Genomic DNA, 12,632 nt, shown 5'->3' with positions numbered 1-12,632 from the left:
GGATCCGAACGCCCAGGATGCGTCGAGGATTCAGGTCAGGCCAAGCCCAAAACGGTTGGTCCGCAAACCGGAGCGGAACGTGACTTAAAGTACGTGAGCAGCGGAAGCGCAGGACACAATTGTTTGCAGGCCGGCCTCACCTATCGGGCGACATCCTAGCCGACGTCGAGGACGATCTTGCCGATATGCTCGCCCTCCTCCATCCGCTCATGCGCCCGCCAGGCCTCCGTCAGTGGGAAGATCATGTCCATGACCGGAGCGACCTTGCGGGTGCCGAGCAGCGGCCAGACCTGAGCCTCGAGCGCCGCCGCGATGGCTGCCTTGAATTCGACGGTGCGCGGCCGAAGCGTCGAGCCGGTATGGACAAGGCGCTTGACCATGAGCTTTGCGAAGTCGGTGCTGGCGACCGCACCGGCCTGTACGGCGATCTGGACGATGCGTCCTTCGACCGCCGCCGCATCGTAGTTGCGCGCCACATAGTCGCCGCCCACCATGTCGAGGATGACGTCGGCGCCCCGGCCGCCGGTTGCGTCCTTGACCTCGGCAACGAAGTCCTGCTGGCGATAATTGATCGCCCGGTCAGCGCCGAGCCTAAGACAGGCGTCGCACTTCTCCTTGCTGCCGGCCGTGGTGACGACATAGGCACCGAATGCCGAGGCGAGCTGTATGGCCGTGGTGCCGATGCCGGACGAGCCGCCATGGACAAGCAACGTCTCGCCTTTCTTCAGCCCGCCGCGCTCGAACACGTTGTGCCAGACGGTGAAGTAGTTCTCCGGCACGGCGGCGGCCTCGGAATAGGTGAAGCCCGCCGGGATCGGCAGCACGCTGCCGGCATGGACCTTGACATATTCGGCATAGCCGCCGCCCGGCGTCAGCGCGCAGACCCGGTCGCCGGTGCGCCAGCGCGATATCGCGTCGCCGAGCGCCGCGATCTCACCGGCCGCCTCGAGCCCGGGCAGGTCCGAGGCGCCGGGCGGCGGCGGATAGGCGCCTTTGCGCTGCTGCACGTCAGGCCTGTTGACGCCGGCCGCGTGCACGCGGATGAGGACCTCGCCGGGGCCGGGCGTGGGCACGTCGCGCGTCTCCGGCTTCAGCACCCTGGGACCGCCAGGCTGCGAGATTGCGATCGCCGTCATCTTTGCCGGAATATGCTGTCCGCTTGCCATGAATTGTCCCGTTTCCTCATGCCGCTGGCCGGCTGTTTGCATCGGCATCCCTGCCCTATGTATGCTCATTACCAAATCAGGCAAATGGTGAAATCAGGGAGAAGCGACGATGGCGATCTTCGACGACGAACCCAGGAAGAAGCCCCGCCCACACGAGATCGGACAGGATCTGTCGCTGCTGTCTGTCGATGATTTGTCCGAGCGCATTGACCTGCTGCGCGAAGAGATCGCGAGGCTGGAAGCTGAGCGGGCCGCCAGGGGCGCCACCAAATCCGCCGCCGAGGCACTGTTTCGCCGCGGATAATCCTGGCTGCATGGCCAGCCGCCCCGGAAAAGCCTGAAAGCGACTGCCAGAGCTGCACTCTCAAACAGACCTGCGCTTCGAAATTACCAGCCGGATCAGCCTATGTTCGCAACCTACCGACCGATCCTCTCGCTGCTGCGCGGCACCGCGTTCCTGCTGGCGGCCTCCGGCCTGCATGGCCTGCTTTTGCCGCTGCGCGGCCAGCTTGAGGGGTTCTCGACCGCCTCGCTCGGCCTGATGGGCACGGCATGGGCCGGCGGCTTCGTCACTGGCTGTTTCTTCGCGCCGCGGCTGGTGCGCCGTGCCGGTCATGTCAGGGCGTTCGGCGCCTTCGCCGCCTCCGGCGCAATCATTGCGCTCCTCACCGGCCTCATCATCGACGAGTATTTCTGGATCCTGCTGCGCGCCTTCACCGGCTTCACCATGGCCGGCGCCTTCATGGTCATCGAAAGCTGGCTGAATGAGAAGGCCACCAACGAGAATCGCGGCACCGTCTTCGGCCTCTATATGATGGTCACCTATGCTTCGATCATGGGCGGCCAGATGATCGTCGCCGGCGGCGATGTGAAATCGGCCTCGCTGTTCATGATCACCGGCATCCTGTTCTGCCTGTCGCTCCTTCCGACTGCGGTATCGACCCAGTCGCATCCGAAGCCGCTGCAGGATGTCAAGCTCGACGTCAAAGGCCTCTACGCCAATTCGCCGGTGTCGGCGGTTGCCTGCCTTCTGATTGGCATAGCCAATGGCGCTTGGGGCACGCTCGGCGCCGTCTATGGCGCCCGCATCGGCATCTCTACCGCCGAGATCGCGCTGATGATGAGCCTGGTGGTCATCGCCGGCGCGGCCATGCAGCTCCCCGCGGGCCGGCTATCCGACACCACGGACCGCCGTTTCGTGCTGGCGGGCGCAGCCTTCGGCGCGGCACTGTTTGCCGTGCTGGTCTTTCTGGTCGAGCCGCGTTCCGGCGTTTTCGTCATCTTGCTGACGGCCGCCTACGGCGCCTTCGCCTACACGCTCTATTCGATCGCCGTCGCGCATGCCAACGACCACGCGCGGGCGGAGGATTTCGTCAAGGTTTCCGGCGGCCTGCTGTTGCTCTATGGCTTCGGCACCATGATCGGACCGCTGCTGGCCGCCGCTTTGATGGGCTGGCTGCGCCCCGAAGCGCTCTTCCTTGCGACCGCGCTCGCGCATCTCTGCCTTGCCGGTTACACCCTGCTCCGCATCCGCGCCCGCGCGCCGGTTCCGATCGAGAACCGCGATGCCTTCAAGACGCAGCCGGCCGACCGCGCCGTCACGCCGGAAGCCTTGCGGCTCGACCCGCGCACAAAGGTTGAAACCGATGGTTGAGATTTGGGGAACTTTGCCCCACAAATGAGGCATGATGTTTTCCGACGCTTTCGTGGCGATAGCCGATCCCAACCGGCGCTATCTCTTGGAAGAGCTCCGGCGCGGTCCCAAGACGGTGAATGAGTTGGCCGCCGGTTTGCCGGTTTCGCGCCCGGCCGTTTCCCAGCATCTGAAAGTCCTGCTCGACGCCGGTCTGGTCAATGCCAGGGCCGAGGGCACCAGACGCGTCTACGCCGTCAGCACCGCCGGCTTCCTCAGGCTGAATGTCTGGCTGGATCAGTTCTGGGAACTCTCCCCTGGAGAGTGACCGCTGGCCACCAGCCAGAGGCCCTCAATTCGCTCCCTGCAGCGCCGCGCCAAGCGCGTCGAGCAGTTCGCCGGTGCCATGCTCGCGCGTGGCCGGCGAGTCGATGCCGTCGAAGAAGGCCCCTTGCTCCGTCAGGATCAGTCGCGTTCCCTTGCCTTCCGCGATGAGCTCGATCGTCGCCAGCGAAACCGAAACTCGGGTTTCGCCGAACAGCAGCTCATAGCTGTAGACGATGCGTTTGTTCGGCACGATGTCCTGGTAGACGGCGTTGAAGAAATGCGTCTGCCCGTCGCTCGGGCAGCCGGCATTCACCTCCTTGCCGCCGATGCGAAAGTCCATTTCATGCCGGCTCGGCATCGGGTTGTCAGGATCGAAGAACCAGCGCTTCTTGGCCGCCGGATCGCTGAGCGCGAAATAGACCTTTTCGGGCGGCGCCGGATAGAGGCGTTCGATGACAAAGGTGGAATGGACGACGGATCGTTCGGTCATGACGGGCCCCTTCAGGTTTGGTCAGTGATGTCCGTGAGAAAATCGCCGAGCCGGTCGAGCCGGCGTTCCCAGGCCAGTCGCCGCTCGTTGATCCAATGCTCGGCTGCCCGCAATGCGTTTGGCTCGATCCGGCAAGTTCGCACCCGGCCAAGCTTCTCGGTGCTCACCAACCCGCTCGTCTCAAGAACGGCGAGATGCTGGACGACGGCCGACAGCGACATCGCCAGCGGCTCGGCGAGCTGACTGACCGATGCCGGTCCGCGCGACAGACGTTCCACCATCTGGCGCCGGGCGGGATCGGCAAGCGCCTGGAACATCAGATCGAGCTGGGCGGGATCGTGCAGCATCGAGGCTTAGCCATTATTGTAGGGGAAGAACTTGAAATAGGGCTGCGCCTCCTCGATCACGCGGGCGAAGCTTGGCCGTTCGAGCAGACGGTCGTGATAGCGTTTCACGGCGGGAAATTTGTCGCCGAACGGCTCGACCTTGTTGGCGTAAAACAGCGCCGGCGAGGCGGCGCAGTCGGCCAAAGTGAAGTGATCGCCGACCGCCCACGTTTTTGACTGCATCTCCCGTTCGATGATGGCGTAGGAATTGCGCAGCTGCTCGCGCGCCTGCTCGACTCCGAACGGATCGGTCCTGTCCTTTGGCCGCAACCGGTCGCCGACGATCTTCTGCATCGGCTCCTGCACGTAGAAGTCGTAGAAGCGGTCTGCCTGGCGCACCTTGATGGCGAGGTCGACGTCGGCGGGAATGAGCTCGACCGGCCCGGGATAATAGGCGCCGAGATGTTCGATCACGATGGTCGATTCCAGCACCGTGCGGCCCCGCGCGTCATCGCGCAGGGCCGGCATCTTGCCCGTCGGCGAAACCTTCAAGAAAGCCGCGCGTGACTGCGCATCGCCGAGATCGACGATCTGAGGCGCAAACCGCGTGTTGTTTTCGTAGAACGCGATCAGCGGCTTCCAGCAGAAGGACGCGAGCGGATGGAAATACAGCGTCAGGGACATTTTTTCTCCTGTCGGCGGAGATCGAGGCAATACTGAAGTGATCACTTAACTATTTTCGCAGACCGCTGGTGCCAATCCTAATCCCGCCGGGCTAGCCAAATGCGGCGATGGCTTCGAGGATTTGCGGCCAATCGTTGCGGTGCAGTTCGTGGCCGCCGCCTTCGATCCGCACCAGCCTGCCGCCGGCAACCGCGCCGGCGAGCGCCTCGCCGTGCTCGATCGGGAAGAGCGGATCGGTAGTGCCGTGGATGACGAGCAGCGGCACGGTCAAATCCCTTATTCGCCGCTCCGGGCCGCTGCTCTTCAGCAGGAAGTGGTTGGTGGCGCTGGCGAGACCGCCGGACCGATCGTAGTCCTCCTCGATCACCGCACGTGTCCGTTCGCTGTCGAACGAATGCAGGGGGCTGGCGATTGCGCGAGCGTCCCTGACCATGAAGTCGATCACCTGTTGCCGGTTCGACCAATCGACATCGGCACCTTCGGCGGAATGCTCTCGGTAGGCCTCGCTCGTCCCCGGCAAACCGGACGTATCGACACCGAGCGGTGAGCTGGAGATTACGGTCAGCGCGCTGACCCGTTCGGGATATTTCAGCGCTACGATCTGCGCGATCATGCCGCCCATCGACATGCCGACGACCTGCGCCTTGGCGATATTGTGATCGTCGAGCACACGGACGGCATCATCGACCATGTCCTCGAACCCGTAAGGCGGCGCGCCCGGCGTATACTTGGTCGAGAGACCAGTGTCGCGATTGTCGTAGCGGATGACGAAACGGCCGCGCTCGGCAAGCGCCCGGCAAAAGGCTTCCGGCCACCAGAGCATCGAGGCCATGGCGCCCATGATCAGAAGGATCGCCGGGTCGGCCGGATCGCCGAAGCTTTCCGAATGGATCTCAGGGCGAGGCAAGATGGTCATCCTTCTCTCCTCCATCTCCCAATCTGCTTGCATATTGCAATCAGTTGCACGATAAGCAGGCTGATATCATATTGCAACCGGTTTTTTGGAGACTGGCATGAACACCGAGCACCGCTCCGGCTGCCCGATCAATCTGTCGCTGGAAGTTTTCGGCGACCGCTGGAGCCTGATCATCCTGCGCGACATTATCTTCGGCGGCAGGCGTCATTTTCGGGAATTGCTCAACGGCTCGATCGAAGGCATTGCCTCCAACATCCTGGCCGATCGCCTGAAGCGGCTGATGGAGCTCGGCCTCCTGACCAAGGCGGACGATCCCAGCCACAAGCAGAAGGCGATCTACAGCCTGACCGAGATGGCAATCACCCTTGTGCCGATCATGGCGCATCTCGGCGCCTGGGGCCGCGTCTGGCTGCCGGTCAGCGAGGAGCTGTCGATCCGAGCCGAACTGCTCGAAAAAGGCGGCCCGCCGTTGTGGGATCGGTTCATGGACGAATTGCGCCACGAACATCTTGGAGCGCCGGTGAAGACGCCGCCCGGCACGCCGACCGTGCGCCGGCAGTTGCAGACCGCCTATGAGGCGGTTGTCGCCCGCAAGCCTCAGGCCGCCGCAGGTTGACGGCGTTTTGGACCGCGGGTCGCCGGGTGCAATCCTAGTTTAAGTTGATATCCCGGCTTGCCGACCGCATCGACACGGAGAAGCCGGCCAGCACATCAAACAGCGCGATGATCATCAGCGAAAAGAAGACCGAATGCGCGGCGCCCTTCACCAGCAGGAACTCGACCAGGAAGGCGATGAAGACCAGCGTCGACAACAGATGATCCAGGATCGACGCATTGGTGGTGCGCACCGATTTCGATATTTCGACGAAGAGGAAGATCAGCCCGATCAGCACCATCAGGTCGCCGAGCGTCATCGAGAAGACGCCGCCCGACATCATCCGGAACGAGAACATTTCGATCGTCCACGGATCGTCGCCGCCGCCGAACAGGCCGAGCAGTCCGAGGTTGTAGAGGACGAAGGGCACGATCAGCAGCGGGATGGCACCGAACATCTGGGCGTCTCCAATGAGGCACCCTTTTGTAAAAGGCGCGGCGGGCACGCCGTCAAGGCTTTTCGGCGACGGCGCCGAACACGCTCTAAATCCTAATGAAATAACGATGTCAGCCGTTTTCCCGCTGCCTTTTCGGCGGCTCGTGCCCAGCCAGCGCGAGGACCTTCATCCGGTCGCCAGAATCAAAAAGACCGGCCAGCGGCCGGTCCTCTGAAAACGTCACAACCATGGAAGCTTCTCAGCTTTCCCGTGCAAGCTTCTCAGCTTTCCTTCGGCTCCAGCACCTGGCGGCCGCGATACATGCCGGTCTTCAGGTCGATGTGATGCGGCCGGCGCATTTCGCCGGAATTCTTGTCCTCGACATAGGTCGGGGCCTTGAGGGCGTCGGCCGAGCGGCGCATGCCGCGCTTCGACGGAGAGGTTTTTCTTTTTGGAACGGCCATGGATATGCTCCACTACATGGTCAAAATGCCCCGGCAACCCTCGCGAAAGGGCCGCATCGAGGCCATAATCTGAGAAAGTCGGGTGCCTATACACGCCTTGCGCCGTTTTGGCCAGCACTGGCACGAATTTTTTTGAGCCGGCGCCGGGTCACCTTAATCGAGGCAACCGACGTAAGCGCCCGAGCGCCCGGCGCGCCGCTCGATCAGATTGGCGAGGCGCCTCAAGCCCGGGCCTGGCCTGGCCGGATTGCGCGCGATCGGGTTGGGCAGGCTGACGGCAAGCAGCGCTGCCTGCCGGCGCGACAATTGTCTGGCCGAGACGCCGAAATGATGCTGCGCGGCCGCCTCGATGCCGTATATGCCTGGCCCCCATTCCGCGATGTTGAGATAGATCTCCATGATGCGGCGCTTCGACATCACCGCATCGAAATAGACGGCCAGTGGCAGCTCGACCACCTTGCGCACGCTGCCCAGCGGCCGCGACCACAAAAACAGGTTCTTCACCGTCTGCATGGTGATGGTGGAGGCGCCGCGCGTCGCCTCGCCGGCAAGCGCATCGTCGACCACGCCGCGCAATTCGCCGAGGTCGACGCCGCGATGGAAGCAGAACTGCCCGTCTTCCGACATGATCACCGAATGCATGAGCACCGGGGCCACATCGTCGATCGAAACCCAGCGCCGGTCGTAGCCGGAGAAGGTGACGAGATCCTTCAGCATCAGCGTCGAAACCGGATGCACGAAGGGCGGCAGATAGAGAAAGGTGAGCGCGACCGGCATCGCAGCCAGCACGATCGCCGCGACCAGGCAGCGCCGGCCAAGGCGCTTGAGACCGGCGCGGTTCAGGCGCCGCGGCCGTGCCATGTCCAGCCCTTCGCTTTCATGTTCGACGATCGGTTCCGTCAAGTCGCCCCACCCGTGCCACCCGCTACTTCGGCATAATGGCGCGAGGCTGCTTGCGCAACGTCTGAGTGTCGGCTACCGGTCCCGGCCATGTTGAAAGACGACCAGGTGGCCTTCGAATCCGCGCTTTTTACGCGCGCCGCAGCAGTCGAGATCCTGCTGCGGCAGGTCTTCGATGCGCCTCTGCTTTCCGGCGAGATCGTCCGGCCGGAACGCCTGATGGCGGCGATGCGCCATGGCGTGCTCAACGGCGGCAAGCGGCTCCGACCTTTTCTGGTGATGGAAAGCGCGGCGCTGTTTTCGGCAGATGACGAGGCGGCGCTGCGCGTCGCCGCCGCGCTCGAATGCGTGCATTGCTATTCGCTGATCCATGACGATCTTCCTGCCATGGACGACGACGATCTGCGCCGCGGCCAGCCGACGGTGCACAAAGCTTTCGACGAGGCAACCGCGATCCTTGCCGGCGACGCGCTCTTGACTTTGGCCTTCGACATCATCGCCGACGAGGCGACCGCGTTGCCGGCCGAGCGACGGGCGGCGCTGGTGCTGGCACTCGCCCGCGCCGCCGGAGCCGGCGGCATGGTCGGCGGCCAGACGCTCGACCTCGAGGCCGAGCGCAAGCGGCCGGACGAGGCCGGCATCATCCGTCTGCAGGCGATGAAGACAGGCGCGCTGATCCGTTTCGCCTGCGAAGCAGGCGCCATCATCGCCGGCGCATCCGCCGTCGACCGTGAAAGGCTGGCGGAGTTCGGCTCGGCGATCGGTCTTGCCTTCCAGCTAGCCGACGACCTGCTCGATCTCACCGCCGACGCAAAGCAGATGGGCAAGGCGACCAAGAAGGACGCCGCCGCCGGCAAGGCGACACTTGCCGCGCTGCACGGAGCCGATTGGGCGCGCGAGCAACTGCACGGCCTCATCGAGCAGGCGCATGCGCTGCTGGAGCCCTATGGCGAGCAGGCGGATTTGCTGAAGGCGGCGGCAACGTTTGTCGCCACGCGGAGCAGCTGAGACCGCAGCTGACGCCGCGGACCTCAGGTCGCGGTTTTCACCCCCGCCCCGCGGCGTTCGCCACCACGAAAGCCGCGTAAAGCGACTGCCGCGCCGTGATGAACAAGCGATTGCGCTTGGGACCGCCGAAAGTCAGGTTGGCTACCGTCTCCGGGATGCGGATCTTGCCGATCAGCGTGCCGTCTGGATCGAAGCAATGGACGCCGTCGCCGGCCCCTGCCCAGACGCGGCCGGTCGTGTCCACCCTGAACCCGTCGAACAGACCGGCCGTGCAGGTGGTGAAAACGCCGAGTTCGCGCAGATTGTTGCCTTCGACAGCGAACTTGCGGATGTGCCTTGGCCCGTCCTTCTGATGCGTGACGCCTGTGTCGCCGACATAGAGGATCGTCTCGTCCGGGGAGAAGGCGAGGCCGTTGGGTTTTGCCATCGTGGAGACAACTCGCGTTACCTCACCGGTGCCAGGATCCGCGCGATAGACATGACATCCCTCGATCTCTTGCTCGCCGCGGTCGCCCTCGTAGTCGGTGGCGATGCCGTAGGGCGGGTCGGAAAACCACACCGTGCCATCCGAGCGCACCACCACATCGTTGGGCGAGTTCAAGCGCCTGGCTTCGAAGCGGTCGGCGATCACCGTGATCGAGCCGTCATGCTCGGTGCGGGTGACGCGCCGCGCGCGATGCTCGCAGGTGACCAGCCGCCCTTGGAAATCGACCGTGTTGCCGTTGGCGTTGTTGGACGGCGAGCGGAAGACCGAGACCGCGCCGCTGGTGTCGTCGTAGCGCATGATGCGGTCATTCGGGATGTCGGAGAAAAGGAGATACCGGCCGGCGGCAAACCACGCCGGGCCCTCGAGCCAGCGCCCGCCGGTCCACAGCCGCTCGACCGCAACGTGACCGACGAAACACCGCTCGAACCGCTCGTCGAGAACTTCGAACCCAGCGCCTTCAATGTCTCCGAACATGGTACTTCTCCGCGAAAACCGCCTCATCGATAGCCGGCGCGTTGATCCATTTTCAAGACTTGACCTGCATAAATGTTAGCGATAACATCGGTCGCAATTCAGTCATTTGCTTGGCTTGGGAGGAGGCCAAATAATGCGGCCCAGGCTCATCGAATTCATCGACATCTCCAAGCGCTTCGGCGGCACCCTGGCGCTCAAGTCGGTCTCGCTCGACATCCATGAGGGCGAGATCGTCGCGCTGCTCGGCGAGAACGGCGCCGGCAAATCCACGCTGATCAAGACGCTCGCCGGCATCCACAAGCGCGACCAGGGCACGATCCGCTTTCGCGGCGAGGATTATCACCATCGCCCGCCCCGCCCCAATCAGCCGCAGAAGGTCGCCTTTATCCATCAGGACCTCGGCTTGATCGAATGGATGACCGTGGCCGAGAATGTCGGCATGGCGCAGGGCTTTTCGCGCCGCATCAGCCTGATCGACTGGCAAGACACCGAGCGCCGCGCCGAGCGCGCGCTGGCGCTCGTCGGCTGTGCCTTCGATCCGGCGACGCGAGTGCAGGACCTCTCGCGCACCGAAAAGTCTCTGGTGGCGATTGCCCGGGCTTTGGCCACCGAGGCCGACGTCTTGGTTCTCGACGAGCCGACGGCGAGCCTGCCGGCGGACGAGGTCGAGCGCCTGTTCGAGGCGCTGCGGCCGCTGCGCGAGCGCGGCGTCGGCATGATCTATGTCTCGCACCGGCTGGACGAGGTGTTCCGCATCGCCGACCGCGTCGCCGTCATGCGCGACGGCCGCATGGTCGCCGTCAAGCCGGTGGCCGAGACCACGCCGCAGGAACTGGTCGATCTCATCGTCGGCCGGCCGGCGCACCAGATGTTTGCCAAGTCGCATTGGCAGGACGGGCCGGAGCGGCTCAGGGTGGAAAACCTCACCTGCGGCAGTGTCGGTCCGGTTCGCTTCGAGGCACGGTCCGGCGAGTTGCTTGGCCTGGTCGGCCTGCGGGGCGCCGGGCAGGAAGCTGTCGGCCGCGCGCTGTTTGGGGCCGAAGCTTTCGACGGCTTGGCCTGGCTCGACGGCAAGCGCCTCGACATGTCCTCGGTCGGCGCCGCTCTTGCCGCCGGCGTCGGACTGATTGCGCGCGACCGCACCGAGGAATCCGTGGCGCTGTCGCTCTCGGTGCGCGAGAACATGTATCTCAACCCCTCGGCCGTCGGCCGCGGGCTCTTCTCCTTTATGAAGCCGGCCCGGGAAAGCGAGCTGACGCGGGAGCTCGGCGCGCGGCTGGGGCTGCGGCCCAATGACCCGCACCTGCCGATCGAGGCGCTCTCTGGCGGCAACCAGCAGAAGGTGGTCGTCGGCCGCTGGCTGGCGACGGGCCGTAAGCTTCTGATCGCCGAGGATCCGACGGCGGGCGTCGATGTCGGCGCCAAGGCCGAGATCTATCGGCTGATCGCCGCCGCGGTCGAAGCCGGGCTGGCAGTGATCGTCGTCTCCACCGATTTCGAGGAAGTCGCCCACATCTGTCACCGCGCGCTCGTCTTCTCGCACAATCGCATCGTGCGCGAGCTCGCCGGCGATGCCTTGACGACGGCGGCGCTCATCAGCGCCGCTTCCGTGTCCGAAGCCGCCTGAGGAGGATCCATGAACTCGACCAAATCGACGGCGCTGGAGCCGACCCGTTCGGAGCTCGCCGGACTGAGCTACGGCCAGAAGGCGGCGCGCTATCTGCCGGTCTACGGCCTGCCGATCCTGACGCTGCTCCTGATCCTGCTCTTCTCGCTGCTCTTGCCGCGGACGTTCCCGACGCTGCTCAATTTGCGCTCGATCGTTTCCGACAAGGCGATCATCGCGCTCTTGTCGCTGGCGGCGATGATTCCGATGGCTTCGGGCCGCATCGACCTCACCGTCGGCTACGGCATCGTGCTCTGGCATATCCTTGCCATCAGCCTGCAAACCGCATTCGGCGTGCCCTGGCCGCTCGCGGTGCTCATCGTCATCCTGCTCGGCGTGCTCACCGGCTTCATCAACGGCCTGCTGGTCGAGGTGGCGCGCATCGATTCCTTCATCGCCACACTCGGCACCGGCACGGTGCTCTACGCTTTGGCAATGTGGTACACGGGCGGCCGCCAGGTCGTCGGCGTGCTTCCCGACGGTTTCCTTTCCCTCAACGGCACCATGCTGTTCGACCTGCCGATCACCGGCTACTACGTCGTCGTGCTGGCGCTGGTGATGTGGCTGGTGCTCGAATATATGCCGCTCGGCCGCTACCTCTACGCCATCGGCGCCAATCCGAAGGCGGCCGCGCTCAACGGCATTCCGGTGCAGAAATTCGTCATGGGGGCCTTCGTCGCCTCCGGCGCGCTCACCGCCTTGGGCGGCGTGCTGCTGGCCTCGAAGCTCAGGATCGGCCAGGCCAGTGTTGGCCTCGAATACCTGCTGCCGGCCCTGGTCGGCGCATTCCTCGGATCGACCACCATCAAGCCGGGCCGCGTCAACGTCTGGGGCACGATCGTCGGCGTCGTCATCCTCGCCGTAGGCATTTCCGGCATCCAGCAGTTCGGCGGGTCGTTCTGGGTAGAGCCGTTGTTCAACGGCGTCACCCTGCTCGTCGCGATCGGCATTGCCGGCTACGCGCAGCGGCGCCGCGGCGCGGTGGTGCCGGCATCCGCGCCCACCAGCCGACCAGCCACCAGCCAATCAACAAATACAACCGACAATGCTTAATGGGAGA

Annotated in this window: 16 protein-coding genes; 7 read left to right on the top strand and 9 right to left on the bottom strand. The window is 64.4% G+C overall.

The window, feature by feature from the left end:
* Positions 1–155: 155 nt before the first annotated feature.
* Positions 156–1,166, bottom strand: coding sequence for an NAD(P)H-quinone oxidoreductase (locus tag CK218_RS17455; RefSeq protein WP_095828487.1), 1,011 nt, complete (start codon positions 1,164–1,166; stop codon positions 156–158).
* A gap of 109 nt (positions 1,167–1,275) precedes the next feature.
* On the opposite strand from CK218_RS17455, the gene CK218_RS17450 reads away from it, so the two are divergent.
* The 3 genes from CK218_RS17450 to CK218_RS17440 all read left to right on the top strand — a co-directional run bounded on the left by CK218_RS17450 (position 1,276) and on the right by CK218_RS17440 (position 3,127).
* Positions 1,276–1,470 (top strand): DUF1192 domain-containing protein, encoded by a 195-nt coding sequence (locus tag CK218_RS17450; RefSeq protein ID WP_067002029.1) that lies wholly within the window; start codon positions 1,276–1,278, stop codon positions 1,468–1,470.
* 102 nt (positions 1,471–1,572) lie between these two features.
* Positions 1,573–2,820, top strand: a complete 1,248-nt coding sequence (locus CK218_RS17445; protein WP_067002026.1) for an MFS transporter — start codon at positions 1,573–1,575, stop codon at positions 2,818–2,820.
* A gap of 31 nt (positions 2,821–2,851) precedes the next feature.
* Complete coding sequence (locus CK218_RS17440) at positions 2,852–3,127, top strand: metalloregulator ArsR/SmtB family transcription factor (RefSeq protein ID WP_067002023.1); 276 nt, start codon at positions 2,852–2,854, stop codon at positions 3,125–3,127.
* A gap of 24 nt (positions 3,128–3,151) precedes the next feature.
* Here the strand turns inward: CK218_RS17440 and CK218_RS17435 are convergent, their stop codons facing one another.
* From CK218_RS17435 to CK218_RS17420, 4 genes are all read right to left on the bottom strand, one after another.
* Positions 3,152–3,616, bottom strand: a complete 465-nt coding sequence (locus CK218_RS17435) for an SRPBCC family protein (RefSeq protein WP_095828385.1) — start codon at positions 3,614–3,616, stop codon at positions 3,152–3,154.
* 11 nt (positions 3,617–3,627) lie between these two features.
* Positions 3,628–3,963 carry a metalloregulator ArsR/SmtB family transcription factor gene (locus CK218_RS17430; RefSeq protein WP_095799820.1) on the bottom strand — a complete coding sequence of 112 codons (336 nt, stop codon included), beginning with the start codon at positions 3,961–3,963 and terminating at the stop codon, positions 3,628–3,630.
* 6 nt (positions 3,964–3,969) lie between these two features.
* Complete coding sequence (locus CK218_RS17425) at positions 3,970–4,626, bottom strand: glutathione S-transferase family protein (RefSeq protein WP_095828384.1); 657 nt, start codon at positions 4,624–4,626, stop codon at positions 3,970–3,972.
* Between the two features lie 91 nt (positions 4,627–4,717).
* The gene (locus tag CK218_RS17420) at positions 4,718–5,542 is read right to left on the bottom strand and encodes an alpha/beta hydrolase (protein WP_095828486.1); all 825 of its coding nucleotides are present in this window, start codon (positions 5,540–5,542) and stop codon (positions 4,718–4,720) included.
* Between the two features lie 97 nt (positions 5,543–5,639).
* On the opposite strand from CK218_RS17420, the gene CK218_RS17415 reads away from it, so the two are divergent.
* A complete protein-coding gene (locus CK218_RS17415; RefSeq protein ID WP_095828383.1) occupies positions 5,640–6,158 on the top strand; it encodes a helix-turn-helix domain-containing protein in 519 nt (172 codons plus the stop codon).
* Positions 6,159–6,192: 34 nt separating this feature from the next.
* Here the strand turns inward: CK218_RS17415 and CK218_RS17410 are convergent, their stop codons facing one another.
* The 3 genes from CK218_RS17410 to CK218_RS17400 all read right to left on the bottom strand — a co-directional run bounded on the left by CK218_RS17410 (position 6,193) and on the right by CK218_RS17400 (position 7,898).
* Positions 6,193–6,594 carry a hypothetical protein gene (locus CK218_RS17410; protein ID WP_095782517.1) on the bottom strand — a complete coding sequence of 134 codons (402 nt, stop codon included), beginning with the start codon at positions 6,592–6,594 and terminating at the stop codon, positions 6,193–6,195.
* 260 nt (positions 6,595–6,854) lie between these two features.
* Positions 6,855–7,037 (bottom strand): 50S ribosomal protein L32, encoded by a 183-nt coding sequence (gene rpmF / locus CK218_RS17405; RefSeq protein ID WP_006203806.1) that lies wholly within the window; start codon positions 7,035–7,037, stop codon positions 6,855–6,857.
* A gap of 153 nt (positions 7,038–7,190) precedes the next feature.
* Positions 7,191–7,898: a transglycosylase domain-containing protein gene (locus CK218_RS17400; protein ID WP_067002212.1), complete on the bottom strand. Its 708-nt coding sequence runs from the start codon at positions 7,896–7,898 to the stop codon at positions 7,191–7,193.
* 129 nt (positions 7,899–8,027) lie between these two features.
* Between CK218_RS17400 and CK218_RS17395 the strand changes: the two genes are divergently transcribed.
* The gene (locus CK218_RS17395; protein ID WP_095828382.1) at positions 8,028–8,945 is read left to right on the top strand and encodes a polyprenyl synthetase family protein; all 918 of its coding nucleotides are present in this window, start codon (positions 8,028–8,030) and stop codon (positions 8,943–8,945) included.
* Between the two features lie 37 nt (positions 8,946–8,982).
* Here the strand turns inward: CK218_RS17395 and CK218_RS17390 are convergent, their stop codons facing one another.
* A complete protein-coding gene (locus tag CK218_RS17390) occupies positions 8,983–9,906 on the bottom strand; it encodes an SMP-30/gluconolactonase/LRE family protein (RefSeq protein WP_095828381.1) in 924 nt (307 codons plus the stop codon).
* Between the two features lie 130 nt (positions 9,907–10,036).
* Here CK218_RS17390 and CK218_RS17385 point away from each other — a divergent pair, with 130 nt between their 5' ends.
* Positions 10,037–11,533 (top strand): sugar ABC transporter ATP-binding protein, encoded by a 1,497-nt coding sequence (locus CK218_RS17385; protein WP_095828485.1) that lies wholly within the window; start codon positions 10,037–10,039, stop codon positions 11,531–11,533.
* Positions 11,534–11,542: 9 nt separating this feature from the next.
* Complete coding sequence (locus CK218_RS17380) at positions 11,543–12,625, top strand: ABC transporter permease (protein ID WP_095828380.1); 1,083 nt, start codon at positions 11,543–11,545, stop codon at positions 12,623–12,625.
* Positions 12,626–12,632 lie beyond the last annotated feature (7 nt).

Origin of the sequence: Mesorhizobium sp. WSM3879 (genome assembly GCF_002294915.1) — a bacterium.
Lineage (GTDB): Bacteria > Pseudomonadota > Alphaproteobacteria > Rhizobiales > Rhizobiaceae > Mesorhizobium.
The sequence above is the reverse complement of the archived record's forward strand: the minus strand, read 5'-3'. Positions and strand labels throughout refer to the sequence as shown.